20 protein-coding genes are annotated in these 22959 nt (G+C 46.6%); 14 read left to right on the top strand and 6 right to left on the bottom strand.

The window, feature by feature from the left end; all coding sequences use genetic code 11:
* Positions 1–311: 311 nt before the first annotated feature.
* Positions 312–1289, bottom strand: a complete 978-nt coding sequence (locus NQX30_06825) for a quinone oxidoreductase (protein MDM5148074.1) — start codon at positions 1287–1289, stop codon at positions 312–314.
* Positions 1290–1357: 68 nt separating this feature from the next.
* Here NQX30_06825 and NQX30_06830 point away from each other — a divergent pair, with 68 nt between their 5' ends.
* The 6 genes from NQX30_06830 (at position 1358) to NQX30_06855 (ending at position 6603) form a co-directional block, all read left to right on the top strand.
* Entirely contained in the window at positions 1358–2185 is an 828-nt protein-coding gene (locus NQX30_06830) for an SDR family NAD(P)-dependent oxidoreductase (GenBank protein ID MDM5148075.1), read from the top strand.
* 37 nt (positions 2186–2222) lie between these two features.
* Positions 2223–2837: a thiamine phosphate synthase gene (thiE, locus tag NQX30_06835; GenBank protein MDM5148076.1), complete on the top strand. Its 615-nt coding sequence runs from the start codon at positions 2223–2225 to the stop codon at positions 2835–2837.
* Positions 2838–2846: 9 nt separating this feature from the next.
* A complete protein-coding gene (gene hemL, locus NQX30_06840) occupies positions 2847–4142 on the top strand; it encodes a glutamate-1-semialdehyde 2,1-aminomutase (protein MDM5148077.1) in 1296 nt (431 codons plus the stop codon).
* Entirely contained in the window at positions 4139–5146 is a 1008-nt protein-coding gene (gene rfbB / locus NQX30_06845; protein MDM5148078.1) for a dTDP-glucose 4,6-dehydratase, read from the top strand. Before hemL ends, rfbB begins: the two co-directional genes overlap by 4 nt.
* A complete protein-coding gene (rfbA, locus tag NQX30_06850) occupies positions 5143–6018 on the top strand; it encodes a glucose-1-phosphate thymidylyltransferase RfbA (protein ID MDM5148079.1) in 876 nt (291 codons plus the stop codon). Before rfbB ends, rfbA begins: the two co-directional genes overlap by 4 nt.
* Before the next feature lie 180 nt (positions 6019–6198).
* Complete coding sequence (locus NQX30_06855; GenBank protein MDM5148080.1) at positions 6199–6603, top strand: FdtA/QdtA family cupin domain-containing protein; 405 nt, start codon at positions 6199–6201, stop codon at positions 6601–6603.
* Positions 6604–7116: 513 nt separating this feature from the next.
* Here NQX30_06855 and NQX30_06860 read toward each other — a convergent pair.
* Positions 7117–9744, bottom strand: coding sequence for an Rne/Rng family ribonuclease (locus tag NQX30_06860; GenBank protein MDM5148081.1), 2628 nt, complete (start codon positions 9742–9744; stop codon positions 7117–7119).
* Between the two features lie 275 nt (positions 9745–10019).
* Here NQX30_06860 and NQX30_06865 point away from each other — a divergent pair, with 275 nt between their 5' ends.
* From NQX30_06865 to NQX30_06885, 5 genes are read left to right on the top strand one after another with little or no spacing between them, the layout of a single operon-like run.
* Positions 10020–10955 carry an RluA family pseudouridine synthase gene (locus tag NQX30_06865; GenBank protein MDM5148082.1) on the top strand — a complete coding sequence of 312 codons (936 nt, stop codon included), beginning with the start codon at positions 10020–10022 and terminating at the stop codon, positions 10953–10955.
* Positions 10942–12480 carry a murein biosynthesis integral membrane protein MurJ gene (gene murJ / locus NQX30_06870; protein ID MDM5148083.1) on the top strand — a complete coding sequence of 513 codons (1539 nt, stop codon included), beginning with the start codon at positions 10942–10944 and terminating at the stop codon, positions 12478–12480. The genes NQX30_06865 and murJ overlap by 14 nt, the downstream gene beginning before the upstream one ends.
* 54 nt (positions 12481–12534) lie before the next feature.
* On the top strand, positions 12535–13434 hold the full coding sequence (gene dapA, locus NQX30_06875) for a 4-hydroxy-tetrahydrodipicolinate synthase (GenBank protein MDM5148084.1): 900 nt from the start codon (positions 12535–12537) through the stop codon (positions 13432–13434).
* A gap of 3 nt (positions 13435–13437) precedes the next feature.
* A complete protein-coding gene (bamC, locus tag NQX30_06880) occupies positions 13438–14544 on the top strand; it encodes an outer membrane protein assembly factor BamC (protein ID MDM5148085.1) in 1107 nt (368 codons plus the stop codon).
* Between the two features lie 11 nt (positions 14545–14555).
* Positions 14556–15332, top strand: a complete 777-nt coding sequence (locus NQX30_06885; GenBank protein ID MDM5148086.1) for an MBL fold metallo-hydrolase — start codon at positions 14556–14558, stop codon at positions 15330–15332.
* Here NQX30_06885 and NQX30_06890 read toward each other — a convergent pair.
* Positions 15304–16362, bottom strand: coding sequence for a type IV pilus twitching motility protein PilT (locus NQX30_06890; protein MDM5148087.1), 1059 nt, complete (start codon positions 16360–16362; stop codon positions 15304–15306). The genes NQX30_06885 and NQX30_06890 overlap by 29 nt on opposite strands.
* Before the next feature lie 68 nt (positions 16363–16430).
* On the opposite strand from NQX30_06890, the gene NQX30_06895 reads away from it, so the two are divergent.
* Positions 16431–17117: a YggS family pyridoxal phosphate-dependent enzyme gene (locus tag NQX30_06895; protein ID MDM5148088.1), complete on the top strand. Its 687-nt coding sequence runs from the start codon at positions 16431–16433 to the stop codon at positions 17115–17117.
* Entirely contained in the window at positions 17114–17920 is an 807-nt protein-coding gene (gene proC / locus NQX30_06900; protein ID MDM5148089.1) for a pyrroline-5-carboxylate reductase, read from the top strand. Before NQX30_06895 ends, proC begins: the two co-directional genes overlap by 4 nt.
* A 258-nt stretch (positions 17921–18178) precedes the next feature.
* Here the strand turns inward: proC and metK are convergent, their stop codons facing one another.
* Positions 18179–19360 (bottom strand): methionine adenosyltransferase, encoded by a 1182-nt coding sequence (metK, locus tag NQX30_06905; GenBank protein ID MDM5148090.1) that lies wholly within the window; start codon positions 19358–19360, stop codon positions 18179–18181.
* A 103-nt stretch (positions 19361–19463) separates the two neighbouring features.
* On the opposite strand from metK, the gene NQX30_06910 reads away from it, so the two are divergent.
* Positions 19464–21269, top strand: coding sequence for an ABC transporter ATP-binding protein/permease (locus NQX30_06910; protein MDM5148091.1), 1806 nt, complete (start codon positions 19464–19466; stop codon positions 21267–21269).
* On the opposite strand, the gene NQX30_06915 is transcribed toward NQX30_06910, so the two are convergent.
* Positions 21266–21961, bottom strand: coding sequence for a nucleotidyltransferase family protein (locus tag NQX30_06915; GenBank protein MDM5148092.1), 696 nt, complete (start codon positions 21959–21961; stop codon positions 21266–21268). The two genes, NQX30_06910 and NQX30_06915, sit on opposite strands and share 4 nt — an antisense overlap.
* A complete protein-coding gene (locus NQX30_06920) occupies positions 21958–22956 on the bottom strand; it encodes a phosphotransferase (GenBank protein MDM5148093.1) in 999 nt (332 codons plus the stop codon). Before NQX30_06920 ends, NQX30_06915 begins: the two co-directional genes overlap by 4 nt.
* Positions 22957–22959 lie beyond the last annotated feature (3 nt).

Here is a 22959-nt window from a genome sequence, read left to right on the forward strand (position 1 = left end):
ACAAAAACGCCAAAAGCGTTCGTGCTTTTAAAACAAAACCTCTAATACCAAATATTGCAATATTGCCCATATCAAACATCTTCTAATCTGATAAAACTATACCTATCAGTATTTTAAATGATGAATGACTTCCCTCTCAGTCACCAAAAAAAACTCTCTTCTCTGTAACGAAATGTTGTCGTTTAGCGTAGCAACGAACCAAATAACAAACCGTCACCATTGCTCAGCATTCCAAAATCTGATTTTAGGAAGTTAAATATGCAAATTTCTAAGTCATTAACCATCAACGTTTTTTTCGGCAAATCACAAATCTAATCCGGCAATAAAATCGTTGAGCCAATAGTTTGGCGAGATTCCAACGCACGGTGCGCTTTAGCCGCTTGCGACAATGGTAGCGTGCTACCAATGTTGATTTTCACCCCGGTGCGCAAAGCAAAAAATAAAGCGTCAGCGCTAGCACGTAATTCTTCCGGCATTCCGCAGTAGTTCATCAATGTTGGTCGTGTAAAAAACAGCGATCCTTTTTGCGCCAACAGTGCCGGAGCAACCGGCGCGACCGGTCCCGAAGCGTTGCCAAATGACACAAACATGCCGCGCTGTGATAACGCGTTGAGCGTACCCTCAAACGTCGTCGCGCCGACCGAATCGTAAGCAACAGACACACCGGCGCCATCAGTCAATTTACGCACCGCAGCCGCCACATCCTCTCGCCCATAAAAAATCACATGGTCACAACCGTGTGCTCGGGCAAGTTCGGCTTTTTCTTCACTGCCTACCGTGCCAATCACCACTGCGCCAAGTTGCTTCAACCATTGACAGGCAATCAATCCCACACCACCAGCGATTGCGTGAAATAATACCACATCACCGACATGTGTTGGTCGGACACGACGAATCAAATATTCCGCTGTCATGCCTTTGAGCAACACCGCTGCCGCCTGTTCAAAAGACACATCGTCAGGTAATCGCACCGCCTTATTGCTTTTGAGCAACCGACAACCGGCATATGCGCCCAAGGCACCAGTGCAATAACCAACTCGATCGCCCACCGCTAATCCCTGAACTTCGTCGCCTACAGCCTCCACTACTCCAGCGCCCTCCAGTCCTAATGTCGCTGGCAACTGTACCGGATACAGACCAGTGCGGTGATACACGTCAATAAAATTAACCCCCACCGCATGCACCCGTACTCGTATTTCATCCTGCACTGGTGCGGGGATATTGACTTCCTCCGCCAGTAACACTTCGGGACCTCCGTGCGAGTGAATGTTAATCGCTTGTGTTTTCATTATTACTCTTCTTTTTCGACGATTATACTGATAATTTATACACATCAAATCCAGCATATAATTCTTTCATGCGACGTAATATTTTGATTACCGGTTGTTCTAGCGGCATTGGTCGGCACTGCGCGCTGACTTTGGCAAAACGCCAAGACTGGCGGGTATTTGCTTCCGCTCGCAAAACCGAAGATGTCGAAAAATTGCAAAAAGACGGATTGTCGGACGCTTTGCAATTGGACTTGGACAGTCCAACAAGTATTCATTCAGCGATGGAGACAGTACTTGCTCAAACCGGCGGCTGTTTGGATGCGCTATTTAATAATGGCGCTTACGGTCAACCCGGCGCGGTAGAAGATCTCAGCCGCGACGCTTTACGAGCACAGTTTGAAAGCAACGTTTTCGGCACGCAAGAACTAACTAATACTGCCATTGCCATCATGCGAAAAGACGGCGGCGGACGTATTATCCAAAATTCATCGGTATTAGGCTTTGTTTGTTTGAAATATCGCGGTGCCTACAATGCTTCCAAATATGCACTGGAAGCACTCAGTGATACCATGAGGCTGGAATTAGCCGGCACCAATATTCATATTGCATTGATTGAACCGGGACCTATTGTCAGTGCTTTTCGCCAAAATGCCGCCACTCATTTTCACCGGCAAATTGATACCGACACCAGCGCCCACCACGATGCCTACGTACGCATGCAAGAAGCGTGGTCGAAAGGTGCAAGCATGCCCTTCGCGCTGGAGCCTAAAGCGGTGTACAAAAATCTTCTACATGCGCTAAACGCCCGCCGTCCCAAGTTGCGCTATCGGGTGACTATTCCCACCATCGCTTTTTGGTACCTTAAGAGATTATTGCCCTGCGCTTGGCTAGACAACATTCTTACCCGAGTTTAATATCCAAAAACCACCAGTCATTCGTGGACTATATGCCATTACGCCATCCGGCATTGAAAGCGATTCGGAACTAATGGAACAGTGTGAGGCAGCACTAACCGGTGGCGCCTCCGCGCTACAGTACCGAGATAAAAATACTACCGAGGAAAAACGCCAGCAGCGAGCGCTTCGACTAGCAAACATTTGTCGTCGCTATAGTGTTCCATTTATTGTTAATGACAGTCCGACATTGGCACAATACGCTGGTGCGGACGGCGTACACTTGGGACGCAGCGATTTAAATATAGAGAAAGCACAAATAATTATGGGAAAACAAAAAATCATAGGAATGACTTGTCATAATAATTTAGAGTTTGTTCGAGCTGCCAAATTGGCAAGTGCAACTTATTGCGCTTTGGGTGCAGTATTCTTATCTCCAACCAAACCTCAATCTACCTCTTGCCCTCCGAGCACGATTCTCCACATAAAAAAAATGTGCCCGGGGATTTCAATAATCGCTATCGGTGGCATCAACGCCAACAATATCGGACAGATAGCCGCTGCCGGTGCAGATGCAGCTGCTGTAATTTCGTCTTTATTTAATGCCGTAGATATTGAAGAAGCAGCACAGCGACTATGTACTGCTTTTGGTAAAGATAAAAACGACAGTTAAAATTAGCTCATGCAACAATCCAACCAGCTTTTTGAGCAGAGCCTTGAAGCCATTCCTGGTGGAGTTAATTCACCGGTGCGCGCATTTCAAGGAGTCGGAGGAACTCCTGTATTTATTGCCCGCGGTAAAGGTTCACGATTGTATGATGTTGACGACCGTGAATATGTTGATTATGTGTGCTCATGGGGGGCGATGATTGTTGGTCATGCGCACAAAGATGTCGTGGCGGCAGCGGCGGCAGCGGCGACAAGCGGCATTAGTTTTGGCGCACCAACAGAAATAGAATATCGCTTTGCTGACACCATTCGCCGCGCAATGCCTTCAATAGAAATGGTGCGCGCTGTCAATTCCGGCACTGAAGCGACGATGAGTGCCATTCGTCTAGCGCGCGGTTATACCGGTCGTGATTTATTAATTAAATTTGCCGGCTGCTATCATGGTCACGCTGATTCGCTGCTGGTTGCCGCCGGTTCAGGTGTACTCACACAAGGACTACCTGCCTCGGAAGGCGTCCCCGCCGCCGCGGTCGCCGACACATTGGTACTTCCCTACAACGATGCTCAAGCCGTCACCGACGCTTTTCTCCAGTATGGCGAGCGCATCGCCACCGTAATAGTAGAACCTATCGCCGGCAACATGAATTTGGTGCGCGGCAATGATGATTTTTTACGCACATTGCGCCAGCAAACCGAAAAATATGGCAGTGTGCTTATTTTTGACGAGGTGATGAGCGGTTTTCGTGTTGCCGCCGGTGGCGCCCAGCAGTTGCTTAATATTCGCCCCGACTTAACTTGTTTGGGTAAAGTCATTGGTGGCGGATTGGGCGTCGCAGCTTTTGGTGGGCGACAGGATATCATGCATACACTAGCGCCACTGGGCAGTGTGTATCAAGCCGGTACGCTATCGGGCAATCCGGTAGCATTATCAGCAGGATTAGCAACGCTTGATATTGTGTTGCAGGAAGGATTTCACGACAACCTTCACGCTGCAACTGCTCGCCTAACAAAAGGACTTACTGATGCAGCCAATCAAAGTGACACACCTTTCTGTTGTGACCATATTGGAGGCATGTGGGGAATGTATTTTCGCTCTACCCCACCTCAAAATTTATCTGAGGCACAAGATGTTAACATGATATCATTTCGCCAATTTTTCCATCTTATGCTAAAAAAAGGATTTTATTTCGCTCCATCCTCTTATGAAGCCGGCTTTATCAGTGCCGCACACAATGATGCCGACATTCAATCCACACAAGATGCGGCGGCAGAAAGTTTTACTAAAATTAAAGAAACAAAAAAACAATGAGCACAATACTGGTTACTGGCGGTTGCGGTTTTATCGGCACCAATTTTATTCGTCATTGGTTAAATAATCACTCGGAAGATCGCGTTATTAATTTTGACTCTCTCACCTATGCCGGCAATCTTGAAAATCTAAGCGACGTCGCTGATAACCCACGTTATACATTTATCCACGCCGACATTGCCGACATGAATTCCGTTATAACAACGCTGGAAAAACATAAGCCGGATGTTATTGTTAATTTTGCCGCTGAATCACACAACAGCCGTGCAATTGTAGATCCAGGTTCGTTTTTTCGTACCAATGTATTGGGGACACAAACGCTACTAGAAGCAGCTCGGCAGGCAAAAACGCCACGCTTTCACCATATTTCTACCTGCGAGGTGTTTGGCGATTTAGCGCTAGATTCAACGGACAAGTTTCAAGAAGATTATCCCTACCGTCCGCGTACACCTTATAACGCCTCCAAAGCCGGCGCTGACCACGCTGTGCGTGCTTATGTGGAAACTTTTAAATTACCGGCAACTATTTCCATTTGCGCTAACAATTATGGTCCCTATCAATTTCCGGAAAAATTAATTCCGCACTTCTGCACTCGCCTGATGCGAGGCGAAAAAATGCCGCTGTACAAAAGCAGCTGCAACCGCCGCGAATGGCTGCACGTGTTGGACCACTGTCGGGCGGTGGAAAAAATCATTACCGCTGGTCAAATTGGTGAAACTTACAATATCGGTAGCGAAACCGAAATGGACATCGAAGAAGTTGCTGACCGTTTGTTAACCGCCTTTGGGTTTGATGATTCTTATAAAGAATATGTTCCCGACCGTCCCGGCCACGACCGCCGCTACCTGCTGGACAATATCAAAATTTGCCGTGAGCTGGGATGGGAAGCAACCATCGGTCTTGATGAGGGATTTGCCGATACCGTCGCCTGGTACCGTAGTAATGAGCAATGGTGGGCGCCGTTACTAGAGAAAATGGTGGTCAACGAAAGCAACTGGAAATGACGGCGCGGCGCGGCATCTTGCTGGCCGGCGGCGCCAACACACGACTCTATCCGGCAACACTGGCAACACCCAAATCGCTGTTGCCTGTCTATGATAAGCCGCTAATTTATTATTCGCTATCCGTGCTCATGCTCGCCGGCATCCGCGACATTTTAGTCATTACCACACCACAAACACAAGATGCTCACCGCCGCTTGTTCGGTGATGGCAAACGCTGGGGCATGCAATTTTCATATATAGTACAAGACGAGCCGCGCGGCATTGCTGATGCATTTATTATCGGCGCTGATTTTGTGGACGGTGCTCCTAGCGCACTCGTACTAGCCGACAACATCTACTATGGCGCCGGCTTGGCTGGACAATTAATAGCAGCTTCAAATACGAAAGCTGGTGCCACTGTGTTTGCCTGCCATGTCCCGAGCCCCGAGCGTTTTGGTGTAGTAGAATTTAATAATGCGGGTCAGGCAATATCGTTGGAAGAAAAACCGGAAAAACCGAAATCTTCATACGCCATTACTGGGTGTTATTTTTATGATGAGTCGGTTTGTGATGTTGCCGCTAATCTCAAGCCTTCAGCGCGCGGCGAACTAGAAATCACCGATTTAAACAGAATATATCTGCAACGGAACACTCTCAATGTGCAAACTTTGGGACGCGGTATGGCGTGGTTTGATACCGGTACCCCAGACAGTCTAGCAGCTGCAGCGGATTTTGTACGTGTAGTACAAAACCAGCAAAACCTAATGATTGCTTGCCCTGAAGAAGTCGCTTGGCGCAACGGCTGGATGGATAATAGTATGCTGACTGCATGTACTGATGATTTAAAAAAAACGCCTTATGGATGTTATCTACGTACAATACTTTCTTCATAAAACTACTGCCCTACCCAACCTGCCTTTTCCGACAAATTAAGTTAAACTATCCAGTATTATAAGAAATATTACTATGCAAAAAATGCATAAACAAGCTACTATAATAATTGATGGTTACCGATTTTTATGGGATGTAAACTGAATATTAACAGGCAACGTTACGCCGGATAACGAACAATCATGCAACCCACCATTGTGCAACTACGTCACATTGCCGATTCTCGCGGCACGGTGACTTTTATAGAAAGTGAACGAGATATTCCTTTTGTCGTCAAGCGAGCGTATTGGCTGGACAATCTTTCACCAGAGCAAGCCCGCGGCTTTCATGCCCACCAAAATTTACGGCAAGTCGCTTTCTGCCTACGTGGTAACTGTGAAATGGCATTAGATAATGGTCATGAGCGACAGACTATTTTATTGGATACGCCAACACGAGGGGTATTGATAGACAAAATGATTTGGCATGAGATGCGGTTTATGGATAATGCTTTACTATTAACATTTGCTAGCGATTATTATGATGAAGCTGATTACATTCGTAGCTATGATATTTTTCTAGAGATCATCACCAGAAAAAATCAATAACCTGTATTAAAAATTCGATTGAGTCAGCAAATGAGCACAATTAAATTAATGTTTCACTCTAAAAATGCTAGGTTACCTTACGACACTTCGCTAACTTGCAAGAAATCGACCCGTATATGTGGTGGACGAAATACACCAAAATTGAGCCACTCCGCTTCCTCTTTGCAGGCGGCATCAATACTGTTTTTCCCTATTTAATCTATCTACTGGCACTGGTAGCGGCCAGTCCCAAGTGGCATATACTATTTTTTTCGTTATCGGCATCGGCATCGTATTTTTTGCACTTAAAAATAACCTTTCGAGCCGACCATACATGATGCAAATAGCGCATATCCACTTGTCTACGCCGTACAATATCTAATTAGGCTATTCAATTGAAAATAACACTAGTTGCCGGTATTATTGGGGAACGGGTTCCGTTATTTATTTTTTCCGTCAATGTCCCGCTAGCTTTTTAATGTCTCGATATATTTTACGACGTTTGTAACTTTAGTCGCAAAATATATCTCGCGATTAATCCCCCACTGATGTTGACGAATTAACGTTTTGATTCACATTGCTTTCTACTTGCTTCATTACAGTATCCTCTTTCGCAGGCGTTGATGACGGCAAAGCAGATGATTGAGGCAGCTCTTTTACATTGTGAGTGATTTTTACAGGCTCCTTCGCGGTACCAGAACTTTCTATCATTTGTAAAGATACCGCCGGTGAGGCGCCGCCCCTACTTTCATTCGGTGTCGAAAATGCCTCATCCGACGTTTTGATTACTTCGGACTTAGCTTTTTTGACTACAGACGTGCGATTTGACGGTTCTGCCAATTTTTTCGGTGGTACCGCTACAGCTGCCTTCTCTCGTTTATTTTCTTCCCCGCTCGTAGGTAGTTGCGATTTATCAACATCATCTTCAGGCTCAAACCACACTTTTTCAGTTCCTTTGTCGGAAGCTCCTACTTTTGGAGTTTCTTTACTCGTGATTTTTGACCGCATCGTTTTATCAGAATTAGCCGCACCTTTCTTAGCAGTAGCAACTGGCTTGGTAGTTGTTTCAACTTTTACATCTTCGGCAGCACCGACAACAACAGGGGTGATTTTCTCTTTATCAACCTCCGGCTTCTTGGCAACATTAACATTATTAGTAACGTTACTTTCTTTTTTAGCAACAATTTCTGTCGTTGCTTTTTTGGCAATATCAGTGATCACTGAATCAGCTTTCTCCTCCGTAATCGTCGCAACAGTTGAAGCAGTATTGCGACGCGTTGATGAACGGCGACTACGCCTTTTTTCAGGTGACTTTTCACTCGTTGGGGCAGCAGCTGTTTTTTGAGAACCCATACCAGTAGAAGAATCTTTTCGCCCCTGCTTGCTGGCGGCAACATTTTTATTATTTGACCGAGTGTTTTTTCCATTGCTGTTAGTCGCTGACCGTTTTGTAGAGGTGTTTTTTTCTGTCTTCCAAGCAGAATCGTTAACCACCAACTTTTTCTTTTCTCCGCCAGCGCTGAATAACTTCTTGCACAGTTTAGTAAAAAAGCCGTCATCTTTTGCACTCGGAGCGCGTGTTTCCGGCATGACGGTATTGATTAGCGGCTTAGTTAATTTTGAACCCCCGCGCGCAAGCAACCGTTCATGTGCGGCATCAGCATAATCCGTTCCTGTAGCAGTGTCAGATTTATAACTATCCGTTAAACGTCGGTTGTCGCGAATCGAACGAATGTTGAAATCTGGTGCATACATCTGCTCCGATGGTGCAATAATAATTTCACAGTTACTTTCATCTTCCAATCTACGCAAATCCACCCGCTTTTCATTGAGTAAGTATATGGCAGTATCTTCCGGCGCTCGAACTACTGCAGCGCTCACTTCATTTTTTTGAGTAGTCGCACGAATCTGCCGCAATAGCCGCAAGGCAAATGCTTCTGGGCGCCATTGTCTACCAGTACCTTGGCAAGCTTTACAAGGCAAATTTTGTGTGGCCTCGACCGGTCGTGACAACCGCTGACGAGAAATTTCCATCAATCCAAAACGTGATAGTGATGTCCATTGAACGCGAGCTCGATCCTTGCGTAACAGCTCGGCAAGATAATTGCCTAACTTAGTGCGATTTTTCTCGTTCACCATATCAATAAAGTCCACAACAATTAGCCCAGCTAAATCACGCAACCGCAAGTGTAAGGCAATCGTTTCCGCTGCCTCCATATTGGAGCGCAACGCTGTTTCTTCAATATCACTACTCGTACGCATCTGCGCCGAGTTAACGTCAATTGCCACCAGTGCCTCGGTACTGTCAAACACCACTACGGCACCAGACGAGGTACGAACTTTTCGCTCGTGTATTTCGTCAATCTGTTTTTCCACTTCTTCCGGCACCATTGTGCCGTTGCCGTCGTGACAGTACAAATTGTCGGCGCCGCCGACACTCAATAAAGACAAAAATCGTTTTAATTCATTGTAATCGTCTGGGCTGTCACAATGAATTTCATCTTTGTCTGGACTAAAATAATCACGTACCGTACGCAATAGCAAATTGTTTTCCCGGTAAATCAAAATTGGTTTGTCATTTGCCGCAGCAGCCTGTTCAATCGCACCCCACAACTTAAGCAAATATGATTCCAAATCCCAACGTAATTCTTCAACGCCGCGTTCTTGTCCGGCACTGCGCAAAATAACACTCATACCTTCTGGCAAATCTAGCGATTTAAAAGCTTCCAACGCTTTCTTTCGCTCCTGCTGATCAACTTGCTTAGACACCAACATCCGTGCTTCGCGGTTGGGACGCAATACCAAATAGCTACCAGCCAGCGTAATATAAGTGGTTAGACCAGATCCCTTACCACTAACATGGTCTTTTTTGATTTGCACCAAGATGCTATCACCTTCAACAACCTTATTTTTGCCGCCGCTAGCTCCCAGTAAATTAGGTGCAATATGTTTGAAAGGCAAAAAGCCTTCTTTTTCTTCACCAAAATCAACAAAAACAGCATCAAGGCTTTCCTCAACACGGGTAACTACACCTTTGTAAATATCCCCTTTTTTGTTTTCGCTACCGGCAATATCTTGCTCAAATCCAGTTAACTTGCCTTTTTCGGTAATAATAATACGGTTTTCTTCCGCCTGGCGGGTATTGATGTATATTTGTTTCATGAATGGAATTCTTTCCTGCCGCAAGCGCGACCGCCGGTTTGCATGACACAACAAGAATGGTCAACAAACGCAATATTTTGTGCAAATTTTTATTCATCATTTCAGGCGAGCGGTCAAAACCGCTTTTGGGCATAATTCTACCGCTTTTGGCAACACGGTGAGCGGCTTAAACCGTATGACTGCAACGCAGTCTGAGCGCAAATGAACGTCTAAAAAATATTCTCCCGCGCATCACGCTCCAACATTTATGGATTATAAGATAAACTGTGTTTGCAATGCAAAAAGAAATTGCACCGCCCATGCCACTCACGCAAGCCAAGGTAGTCGGGACCGATTATGACGGTCAACGACTAGATAATTACTTAGCGCGCGAAATGAAGGGCGCACCACGCCGGTTAATTTACCGGATTATTCGCACTGGGCAGGTACGTATTAACAGCCGCCGTGCCGAACATTGTACCCGCTTACAAACGGGCGATGTGTTGCGCATTCCCGACAATATCCGAACTTATTTTTCCACAGCCCAAGCCGCTCCGCTGGCGTTACCCGTACTATTTGAAGACGGCGCCCTACTAGCCGTTAATAAACCTTCCGGACTGGCCGTGCACGGTGGCAGCGGACTATCACACGGCGTCATTGAGCGCCTACGAGCAACACACAGCGGACGTTTCTTGGAACTAGTACACCGCATTGACAAAGGCACTTCTGGCGTGCTGTTGCTAGCAAAAAAAAACTCAGCCTTGCGGTCTTTGCACGCTGCATGGCGAGCACGGCAAGTAAAAAAACGTTATAACCTCATGGTTTTTGGACAGTGGCAGCCGCAAGCGGCAACTATCACGCTGGCGATTAAACGCACCGCCGGAGACATCGGCAGCCGCGTCGCCGATGACGGGCGAGAGGCAATAACCCGTACTTCCCTGCTACGCCAATATAGCAATGCCGCATTACTTCAAGCCGATATCAGCACCGGTCGCACTCACCAATTGAGAGTACATTTGGCCGCCGTTGGTTTGCCCATTATTGGTGACGACAAATATGGCGACTTCGCTGCCAATCGCCAAATCAAAAAAAAATTCGCCCGCCTTTACTTACATGCGTCAGAATTATCATTTTGCCACCCACTAACATCAGAAGCAGTACGCATTTGCGCCCCCTGCCCACCTGATTTTACGCACCTGCAAAATCAACTGAAAAAACGTGAATTTAATTAAGGCCTTTGTAACCGTTAGCGGTTTTACCTTGATATCACGAATATTAGGATTAATCCGTGATATCGTAACCGCCACAATATTTGGTGCGGGACCAATCATGGACGCTTTTTTTGCCGCCTTTCGTTTACCTAATACTCTTCGTCGTTTTACCGCTGAAGGCGCACTCACACAAGCGGCGATCCCTGTATACAAAGAAGCACAAAATGAAAATCCACGCGCGGCGGCACTGTTTGCTGGCGAACTCATCTGGGCTCTTATTATTTTCCTTGCGGCATTGACATTATTGGTTGTCATCACTGCACCGCAAGTCATTACTACGCTAGCGCCCGGTTTAGAAGATCCTGAACTAGCGGCAGTTTTGTTAAAAATCGCCTTCCCTTATATTGTTTTTATTTCTACCGTTGCTATGTTGGCTGTGATGCTCAACGCCAACGGATATTTTGCCGCGCCTGCCGCCGCGCCGATATTGCTCAACACATCTCTTATCGCCGCCGCCCTATGGGGGGCACCTTTATTTCCCGAACCAGTAATAGCACTGGCTTGGGGTGTTTTTGCTGGTGGATTATTGCAGTTACTGCTTGTTGCCTTTGCCGTGCGGCGCACTGGCCTACGGCTTGCGGGGCGACCTCATTTTCCACCAACGACACGGGTTCGTAGAGCGTTAAAATTAATGTTGCAAGGTGCTTTGGGGGCAGGTGCCACACAAATCAATTTGCTAATTAATCTATTAATCGCCTCTTTACTACCCGCCGGTAGCATTTCGTGGCTGTACTACGCCGACCGACTAATGGAACTACCCGCCGGTCTACTTGGTGCGGCATTAGCAACGGTGATACTGCCAGCACTTTCTAGTTATGCTGCTGATGAAAAAAAAAGCTGCGCTATTATTGACGGCACATTACGGCTAACACTGGCACTAGCTGCCCCTGCCGCTGTCGGCATGGCTTTGCTGGCTGTACCGGTAGTTAATGTGCTTTTTTTGCATGGTGCCTTTTCCACTACCGATGCGGCTATGACAGCGCAAGCTGTCGTCGCTTACAGTATCGGCGTTGTTGGACTGGTAGCAATACGACCATTGGCGGCAGCTTTTTTTTCCCGTCAAGATGCCGCAACGCCGGCCAAAACAGCCCTGTTAATGCTCGTCCTCACACAAGGAATGAATGCGGTGCTCATTTTTGGACTAAATTGGAACCACTCTGGTTTGGCATTGTCTATTAGCCTAGGTGCCTGCTTAAATGCTACCGCTTTGTGGTATCTGTTGAAACGCCGCAAGTGGCATGTGCCACTACCAGGATGGAGGCGATTTTTCGTGGTTTTAGCCGTATCACTGTCAGCAATGGCCGCTTTACTTTGGCTGCTGTTACCGACAGAAGATTTTTGGCGTAATGCCGCTTTACCGGTTCGCCTATCCACGTTGGCAGGCATGGTAATCAGTGCCGCCGGAATTTATTTAGTCTCGTTGCATCTGGGTGGCGTGCGGTTGATTAATGTTTATCGTGCTCTGCACGTCAATGGCAATTCGTAACACCCTCCAAACTCTGACACGTCTGGAAAGTGTAAAATAAGGGCTTTGCAACTTATGTCTCATTTTAACGTTAGAGGAAGCATTGTCGCCATTGTCACCCCCATGCGAGAGGATGACAGTGTAGACAATGAAGCACTCAAAAAGCTTCTCGTTTGGCATCTCGAATCACAAACGCAAGCAATTGTAGCAGCCGGAACTACAGGAGAATCTCCGACGCTCAGCATGAAAGAAAACCAGAGGCTAATCGCTGACACTGTTCAATGGAGTAGCGGACGTATTCCGATTATCGCCGGCGTCGGTAGCAATGCCACAGCAGAGGCAGTTTTACTTACCCGCCGTGCCGCCGCAGATGGAGCCAATGCTGGACTTTCTGTTATTCCCTATTACAATAATCCCACACAAGAAGGTCTGTTTCGCCATTTTTCTACCGTCGCTAATTGTTCAGATATGCCAATTATCATTTACGACGTGCCTGGTCGCTGCGTGGCCAGCATTAATACTGACACACTGGAACGACTAGCTCAGCATCCCAATATTATCGGCATTAAAGACGCCACCGGTAATCAAAGCCTCGCCAAAGAGCGCTTTTTAGCGTTGCCTGAAAATTTTCTTTTTTATAGTGGCAATGACAGCACGGCATGCGCTTATATGCTTACTGGCGGACATGGCGTTATTTCTGTCACCGCCAATGTCGCGCCCCTGCAAATGCAACAGATGTCTGCCGCCGCGCTTGCCGGCGATGTTCACGGTGCCAATGCTAAAGATGCTCACCTACAACCCTTTCACCTAGCACAAGGAATAGAAAGCAATCCTATTCCAGTTAAGTGGGTGTTGGCCGACGAAGGGCGCATTGCTCCTACCATTCGTCTACCCCTAATCCCTCTTGCAGAACGCTACCATGAAACCGTGCGGCAAGCAGTAATAGCAAGCCGACAGACAACATTGAGGAGTTAACTCGTGCAAAAAAAAATCATCCCCGTTCTCCTACTGCCACTTATGCTAAGTAGCTGCCTCAATTTGGATTCATCACCAGTGGAAGATATTATCGCTGGGCGCAAAGTAAAATATGAACGTGAGGAATATCAAGAAAGTAAAGAGCTACAATATCCGCCCGATATTATTACCGACGCCAGACAAGTAGAATCACAACTGCTTAGTGAGTACCGAATTGCTTCGGTGCCAACCATTATTACCGAAGAAAACGAAGTACCGCTGGATAGCGAACACAAAGTATCTTACCAACGTGACGGTAATTTACGCTGGATTAATGTAGATTTAAGTGCTGGGGAAACTTGGGTCAGAATAAATAATTTTTGGAAAGATCTCGGTTTTCCATTGTACAAAGAAGATCCTCGGCTAGGCACGATTGAAACCGACTGGCTGGACTTACGTCAAGATGTCGCCTCCCCCGGGCTGGGATCGCTTTTGGACAACATTCTCAATCGGGTACGCGATAGCGGTAAGCGTGACAAATTTGTCACTCGGATAGAAGGTAGTGACGAGCAAAGCTCGGTATTCATTGCTCACCGCCACCTTGCTGCGCAATTTAACAAAGATGGTTTTTTTAGTAACTATGAACCGTTACCTGCCGACGCCCAACTAGAAGCTGAAATGTTGCGGAGAATGATGATTTACTTTGCTGGTGGGGATAAAAATGAAATTATTACCGAAGAAATCGCTACCGCCGAAGCAATTGAAAAAGACTATGTGCTAGAAGAAACACAATTGCGTATCAAAAAAACACTAGAAGAGTCGTGGTTGTTAGTTCGTATTGGGCTAGACCGAGGCGGATTCACCATTAACGACCGCGATTATGTTGAGCTCGCCTATTACATCAGCCACAGCGGCGGCCCAGAAAGTAACAAAATTTTCAGTAAGGTGGAAACCAGTTTTTTCAATAAGCTATTCGGCGAAGAAAAACCCATCTTGCGTGACATCAAACTCACACTTAGAGGTGATGGTAATGACACCATTGTGGAAGTATTAGCCGATGACGATGACGGAGATTTGACCGTAGCACAATCTTCCGTTTTGTTAGAATTAATCAGTATTAATCTTCCCTAACTATTCTCCGCATGCGTTTTTGTTGTCTGGGCAGCGGTTCCGGCGGCAACGCTTATGTTGTTGAGCACACCAACACCACACTGCTCGTAGATTGCGGTTTCTCTTTAACCGATCTTAAAAAACGTCTAGCAGCGCGTTTTTTGAGCCTTTCTGAAATCACTGCCGTCATCATTAGCCATGAGCATGGTGACCACGTCAAATGTCTTAATTTTCTGTTGAAGGAAACGGTAAAACCCGTTTACATGACTGCTGGCACCGCACAAGCGATTAGCTTTAATGGCAACTGGACTCGCTTGCAGGCGGGAACTATTACATCTATTGGTGATTTACAACTGTTGCCCGTCACTGTGCCGCATGATGCTGCAGAGCCGGTACAATTTGTTTTTGATAACGGCAGTCAACGGCTAGGATTGTTTACTGATTTGGGACACGTGACGACAGCGGTACGCAACGCCTGCCATAATTTACATGCGCTTATTGTCGAATACAATTATGCGGCAGATTTACTCGCCGCCAATCACCGCTATCCTCAACGCACCAAGGCACGCATCGCTGGACGACTCGGACATTTAGAAAACTCCGCCACCGCCGAGTTAATTAGTCAAATTCAACACCCTCAACTTAAACACGTGGTAGCCGCTCACTTAAGCGCCCATAACAACACTAAAACGCGAGTAATTCAATCATTAAGTGCTGTTGCCAATGGCATTGCCACCCATATTGCCGACCAGCAAGAAGGCGTTGGATGGCTGAATATTATTAATCGACCGTATCACCCATTGACATAAAGTCTTCTTTTTTCACAGCCAGCCTCAGTGCAGTTTCTTTTTCAATTACCCCTTCGTTTACTAGCCGTTTCAAATCTTGGTCCAGTGTTTGCATACCAATATTTTGTCCCGTCTGAATTGCTGAATACATTTGTGGCACTTTGTTTTCGCGAATGAGATTGCGAATTGGCTGATTTGCAATCATAATTTCATGAGCCGCCACACGACCGCCACTTACTTTTTTGAGCAGCGTCTGAGAAATTACGGCACGCAAACTTTCTGACAACATGGAACGAATCATTTCTTTCTCGCCAGACGGAAACACGTCAATCACACGGTCAATAGTTTTGGCGGCCGAACTGGTATGCAATGTGCCAAAAACCAAGTGTCCAGTTTCTGCCGCCGTTAATGCTAAACCGATAGTCTCCGGATCACGCATTTCGCCAACAAGGATGATATCCGGATCTTCCCGCAGTGCGGCACGCAAAGAAGCAGCAAAACTTTTGGTGTGAGCGCTAACTTCGCGCTGGTTAATCAATGATTTATTGGGTTTATGAACAAATTCCACTGGGTCTTCAACCGTAAGAATGTGTTCTTTTCTGGTCATATTGATTTCATTAATCATTGCTGCCAGCGTAGTAGATTTACCCGAACCGGTGGGTCCAGTAACTAACACGATACCACGTGGCTGTTGAGAGATAGCTTTAAATATTTCCGGCGCTTTGAGATCTTCCAGACTCAATATTTTAGTCGGAATGGTTCGGCAAATAATGCCCGGGCCACGCGTTTGTTCAAACAAATTAACCCGGAAACGCGCTGTTTCTCCAAGTTGGTACGACAAGTCAAAATCCCAAATTTCTCTAAAAATGTTGTACTGCTCTTCGTTTGTTATTTCCTTAATCATCGCATACACTTCCTCAGAGGAAAGTGGCGGCGAGTCAATCGCCTCAACTTCACCCGAAATTCGCACCATTGGTGGTAGCCCACTGGAAATATGCAAGTCAGAAGCGTCGCTGCCAACCGTAAATTCGAGCAACTCGGTAATGGTGATAGTCATAAAGTGTTCCTTTTTGATTTAATACGTAAAAAACGGGCGTATGAACCTCCCAATAGAATTATATGAAAAATATTGATGAAAGCGTAAAACACTTGTTGCAACAAGTCAAAGAAGCGGCAATTGCCGCAGGACGAGATCCAAAAGAGGTGACCGTCATCGGCGTAAGCAAAACTATTGAAGAAAACCATGTGCGCGAGGCAGCCGCCGCGGGAATCGCAAATATGGGAGAAAATTATGTGCAAGAAAGTCTTGCCAAAATTCAACAATTAAAAAATTTACCTATTACCTGGCACTTTATCGGTCACTTACAGCGTAATAAAGCCAGTCATGTTGCCCGCCGATTTGACTGGGTGCACACTGTTGACAATCTGCCTTTAGCAGAAAAATTATCCACCGCACGTAAAAATTTACCCCAGTTGAACATTTGTTTACAAGTAAATATTGATGTTGATGATAATAAGCACGGCCTGCCTCGCGAAGAAGCGTTGGAATTAGCACAAGCCGTTGTCTCCCTACCTCACTTAACCCTACGTGGGCTCATGACAATTCCTCGCCAAGGGACGCGTAATAGCGAGCCTTATCGCGAATTGGCAGCTTTACGAGGTGAAATTGAGCTTCGCTGCGGGATAAAACTAGACACCCTCTCCATGGGAATGAGTGGAGATTTCAAACAAGCGATTGCCGCCGGAGCCACTCATATACGGGTGGGAACGGCAATTTTTGGAAAAAGAGAACAGAAAAACACATGAATACAACAATCGCTTTTGTTGGTGGAGGCCACATGACCGCCGCACTCGTTGGCGGATTAGTGAAAACTCACCCCGCTGCCAATATTTACATCGCCGACCGCAATGATGGTAAACGTACCCATTTGCACACAAAATTTGGCGTAACCACGGTAACCGCACAAGCCGATCTACCGGCAAACATTGATTTGTTGGTGTTATCGGTCAAGCCGACAGACATGCAACCAGTGTGTGAACAAGCGCAAGCAGCGACAATTGTCAGCGTTGCAGCCGGCTTACGCTTAGCCAACATGGAACAATGGTTCTCTTCGCCACCGACGATGCTGGTGCGCGCTATGCCTAACACTCCAGCCGCTGTCGGTTATGGCATGACTGCCTGCTATGCCCGTCCACCGGCGACGACATCCACCCTCGTTAATAGCTTGTTTTCCGCAGTAGGAGATGTGGTGTGGACTGAAAATGAATCTCTCTTGGATACCATCACCGCAATTTCTGGTAGCGGACCGGCCTATATATATTATTTTTTGGAAGCTTTGGAAGAAGCTGCAATAGTAATGGGCATACCACCTCAAATGGCAAGACGCTTAGCAATTCAAACCCTCCGTGGTGGCGGTGAAATGGCGCGGCTCACAGAGACAACACCCGCAGAATTACGCCATGCAGTAGCCTTAAAAGGCGGCGTTACTGAACGTGCCATTAACGTAATGGAAGAAAAACAACTAAAAAAAATCATTAAGACAGCCATCCAATCCGCTCGGACTCGTGCTCAACAAATCGGCGACGAACTACAATCTAAAGATAATTAATTTATAAAATATAGCTCTTTCAATTATTTATAGATTGATTTGGACGAAAAACTTCATTAACGAACAATAACTATTGAGTTCAAGAATGCCTGTATTCTTGCAGATTAATAACCGGAAGAAATTAAAAAACGGCTATTTTCTGCGTGAAGGTACTCACTCGGTAATAATATTGCTTTTTATTCTTACTGATTTAGCGTTTGACTATTCCCTACCCACCAAAAGCCTGCCTTACGCTATTCAATTCCGATCAGCGATAAATTAGCGCAAATCATCCAAAAGTCCTATAGCCTCCCAGGTAAATAATCCATCAGCATCGTCACGACCAAAATGACCGTAGGCGGCAGCAGGTTGATATATGGGATTCCACAAGTTCAGCCGCTCAATAATTCCGCTGGGAGTTAAGTCAAAACGCTCACGCACCAAAATCGCCAGCTTCTCATCATCACCACTGCCACGCGTATCAATCATCACACTAACTGGTTCGGCAACGCCAATCGCGTAAGCAGCTTGAATTTGGCACACGTTTGCCAAGCCTGCGGCAACAATATTTTTGGCAATATGGCGTAACGCATAAGCAGCGGAACGGTCTACCTTGGTCGGATCCTTACCCGAAAAAGCCCCACCACCGTGTGGTGCAGCACCGCCATAAGTATCCACAATAATTTTGCGTCCAGTCAGGCCACAATCAGCTGCAGGGCCTCCCAGAACGAACAATCCAGTAGGATTAATGTGAAAGGCACAATCAGTAGCAAGCAATTGTGGGCTAATGACAGGCTTGATAATTTCTTCAATTACCGCTTCGCGAATACGCTGATCATTGACAATTACCGTTTTACCGTTAATTTCTGGCGCATGCTGGGTAGACAATACCACCGCTTCCACCTGCGTGGGAACACCGTTTTGATAGCGCACAGATACCTGCGACTTGGCATCCGGCCGCAACCAAGGCAAGCGACCACTACGGCGCACTTCATCATGACGACGCATCAAACGGTGCGACAAATCAATCGGCAATGGCATCAACGACGGTGTCTCACGACAAGCGTAGCCAAACATAATACCCTGGTCGCCAGCACCTAGTTTGTCAACGCCCATAGCGATGTCAACGGACTGCCTCCCTAAATAATTTTCAATAATGCAAGTATTGCCATCAAACCCGTAATCAGAATGGTTATAACCGATGTGGTTAATCACATCACGAACAATGCTTTCGACATCAGCTAACTCCGTACTGGCACGCACTTCACCAGCAAGAATGACGCGCTTGCCAATTGCCGAATCACCGTCACCCTTTACTAACGTTTCACAAGCGACACGTGAAAGCATACCCTCATCGTCTTGGCGCAAAATAGCATCCAACAAGGCATCAGATATCTGGTCAGCAATTTTATCAGGGTGACCAGCGGAAACGGATTCGGATGTGAACAGATAATTTTTCACTCTATTTCCCCAATCAAAAATGGGAGATTCTAACAAACAACAGCGAAAACAAGGTGCAACGTTGTGGCAGTCAATTTTATAATAAGCGTAGAATCTAATATTTATGTCGTCTGCCAATTCTGCCGTTCCCACACGCTCTACGTTCGCAACATTGGCCACCTTTTGGCCATATTTATGGCCTTCAAACGATACCATCTTGCGTCGCCGCGCTATTATCGCTTTATTCCTACTGTTTTTACAACAAATAACGGCATTAGCGGTAGCCCCACTATTGGGAAAAGCGGTGGACGTGGTCGGAAGTAGCACATTTGGTATGGGACTACTGGCGACGGTTATCGGTGGCTTTGTGGTCGCCCGCCTGCTACAACAGATATTTGACGAACTCAAACATTATGTTTTTGCCCGCGTTGCCCAACGCGCCATCCGTTCGCTGGCATTAAAAACATTTCGTCACTTGCATGCGTTGTCACTGCGTTTTCATCTGGATAGGCAGACTGGTGGTCTGTCACGAGTAGTTGAGCGCGGCGTTAAAAGCATTGAATTACTACTGACTTTTGCAGCCTTTCACATTTTTCCAACACTGCTCGGCATTGTGCTGGTTTGCGGTGTGCTGTGGTGGAAGTTTGACTGGCGCTTTGCACTAGTATCGTTCGTTACTCTCATCGGCTATGCCATTTATACCATCTGGATAACTGAATGGCGATTGAAATTTCGACGGCGCATGAACGCTGCGGACGAAAAAGCGAATACGCGCGCTATAGACAGCCTACTCAATTATGAAACCGTTAAATATTTTGGGGCAGAAGAAAAAGAAGCGACGCGCTATGAAAAAACCTTGCGTGTCTACGAAGATGCTGCAATAAAAAATCGCACATCATTGTCACTACTTAATATTGGACAAGGGTTGCTCATCGCCTGCGGTTTGTTTGTGGTAATGATGCTGGCAGGCATAGGTGTCGCCGAAGAGCGATATACACCGGGCGATTTCGTTGTGGTGTACAGCTACATTTTGCAACTCTATCTACCGCTTAATTTTTTAGGATCGGTATATCGTGAAATCCGCCAGGCGGTAACCGATATGGACAGGATGTTTTCATTGTTGGATGAAAAACAAGAAGTTTTTGATCTCCCAGGCGCGCCAGCATTTATTCCCGCTGGCGGCGCGATTGAATTTCGTAATGTTCGTTTCGGCTACGGGCGCGGCGACGTGCTGAACGGCGTGTCTTTTACAGTGGCGGCGGGGAATAAAGTAGCTATTGTTGGCCCTTCCGGTTCGGGCAAATCCACCATCGCACGACTGCTGTTTCGCTTTTATGATCCACAAAACGGCACCATTTTGATTGACGACCAAGATATTCGCCTTTGCCGACAGGATTCGGTCCGCGCTGCCATTGGTGTAGTACCGCAAGATTCGGTGCTGTTTAACGACACGTTACTCCACAATATACGCTATGGTCATTTTCAGGCATCTTCAGAAAATATTTCTAGGGCAGCACAACAGGCGGCGATTGACACATTTATTAATACGCTACCTGAAGGTTATGACACTATTGTCGGCGAACGCGGACTCAAATTGTCCGGCGGTGAAAAACAGCGAGTGGCGATTGCGCGGGCAATCCTCAAAAATCCTGTAATTTGCGTGTTTGACGAAGCTACCAGCGCTTTGGATTCACTGACTGAAAAAAGCATCCAACAAGCAATGAGTACGGTCTCCAGTACCCGTACCACGTTGGTTATCGCTCATCGCCTATCCACGGTAGCAGACGCTGATGAAATTTTTGTGTTGTCAGCAGGGCAAATTATTGAACACGGACAACATGAGCAGTTGTTGGCACAAAATGGCTTGTATACCGCTATGTGGCAGCAACAGCGCGATGACAGTGAACTGCAACATAACAAAGATATTTAGCAGCCACTTTGCGAGACAGCGCGGCGTGCCGCTGCTAGAGACTCCGGCGTTCCGGTATCGTGCCACAGCCCACCGTATATTTCACCATCTGCAAGCCGCTTAGCAATGGCAACTTTCAACAACGGCAACATAGCCTCCGGTTTGCCTATTTCTAACCCACTAAACAACACCGGATGATACACGCCAATACCGCTGTACGTGTATGTGTTCACCGCAGGCGGTAGCAACAAGTTGCTTTTTTCCAACGAAAAATCGCCACGCGGATGCGCCGGCGGATTATCTACTAAAATCAAATGACAGCATTTGTCGGCAGGCAATCGTGGTAGGTGAGCAAAATCATAATCACAAATAATGTCAGTATTCACACATAGAAAAGGATCATCTGCTGCCAACAAGCCACGTGCCAATGCCAATTTAATCCCACCAGCAGTTTCCAAGGGCTCCTCTTCCACAGAATAACGCAGGCGCACTCCAAAATCACTACCATCACCAAGTGATTGACAGATTTTGTCGCCCAAATGCGAAACGTTGATCGTTATATCAATAATTCCAGCCGCTTGTATTCGACATAAATGTCGTGAAATCAATGAATCGCCACCAACTTCTAATAGTGGTTTAGGAATAGTGTCAGTAAGCGGACGCAACCGAATGCCACGTCCGGCCGCCAAGAGCATTGCTTGCGAAATGCTCATGCTGACGGTGGTAGCGCGGTAGCCAAAGTACCCAACTGCGCCAATTCTGGAACTTCCTCACAAGCAACAAGTAAATGTTTTTGCACCAAGGGCATGTCAGATAAATAACCGACTTTGCCATCACGCTTGCACAACCGAGCAAAAATACCCAACACTTTGAGCGCACGTTGAGCACCGACAATGTTAAAGTCCCGCCAATACTCGTCAAATTTTTCGGGCAACGCAAGGCCGGCGGTAACAGCACTGCGCCAATACGCGTACAGCCACGTTTGCTGTTGTTCACGCGGCCATTCAATGTACGCATCGCGCAACAATGACACCATATCATATGCCGCCGAACCAACAACCGCATCCTGAAAATCTAGCACTCCCGGATTGCGCGCGCCGGATAATCGCATTAAATTACGGGCGTGAAAATCTCGGTGTACAACAACTTGCGGCTGCATTAATATTTTTTCTACAAGCCAAGCCGCAGCGTCATCAAATATCTCACGCTGATGACCATTTAACGGCATTTGCCGGTACCGCGCACAATACCAATCAGGATACAGCATGAGTTCCGCCATAAGCAAAGACGCATCATACGGTGGCGTGAGTCCACTGTCCGCCGACAACTGCTGCATAGTGATGAGTGTGCACCAAGCATCGGCGTACAGTTTGTCAGTGTCAACATTTTTTCGCAAACAATCAAGATACGTCGCATCACCAAAATCTTCCAACAGCGCCAGCCCTTGTACTTCATCGGCAGCGATAAGGGCAGGAACGGAAATATCGGCTTCAGCAAAAAAACTACGAACACGTAAAAAACGCCCAATATCTTCAGGCGGTGGCGAATCCATCAAAATAAATGCTTGTTCACCAGCATGCACGCGAAAATAACGGCGAAAACTGGCGTCGCCACAAAGCGGCACAACAGTGGCATTATCCAATACCTGTTGCACCCACGCCGTCAGACGACTATCTGCGGATGTTAGAATGTTTGCCTTTTTTCCCATTTT

This window comes from Candidatus Persebacteraceae bacterium Df01 (assembly GCA_030386295.1).
GTDB lineage: Bacteria > Pseudomonadota > Gammaproteobacteria > Tethybacterales > Persebacteraceae > Doriopsillibacter > Doriopsillibacter californiensis.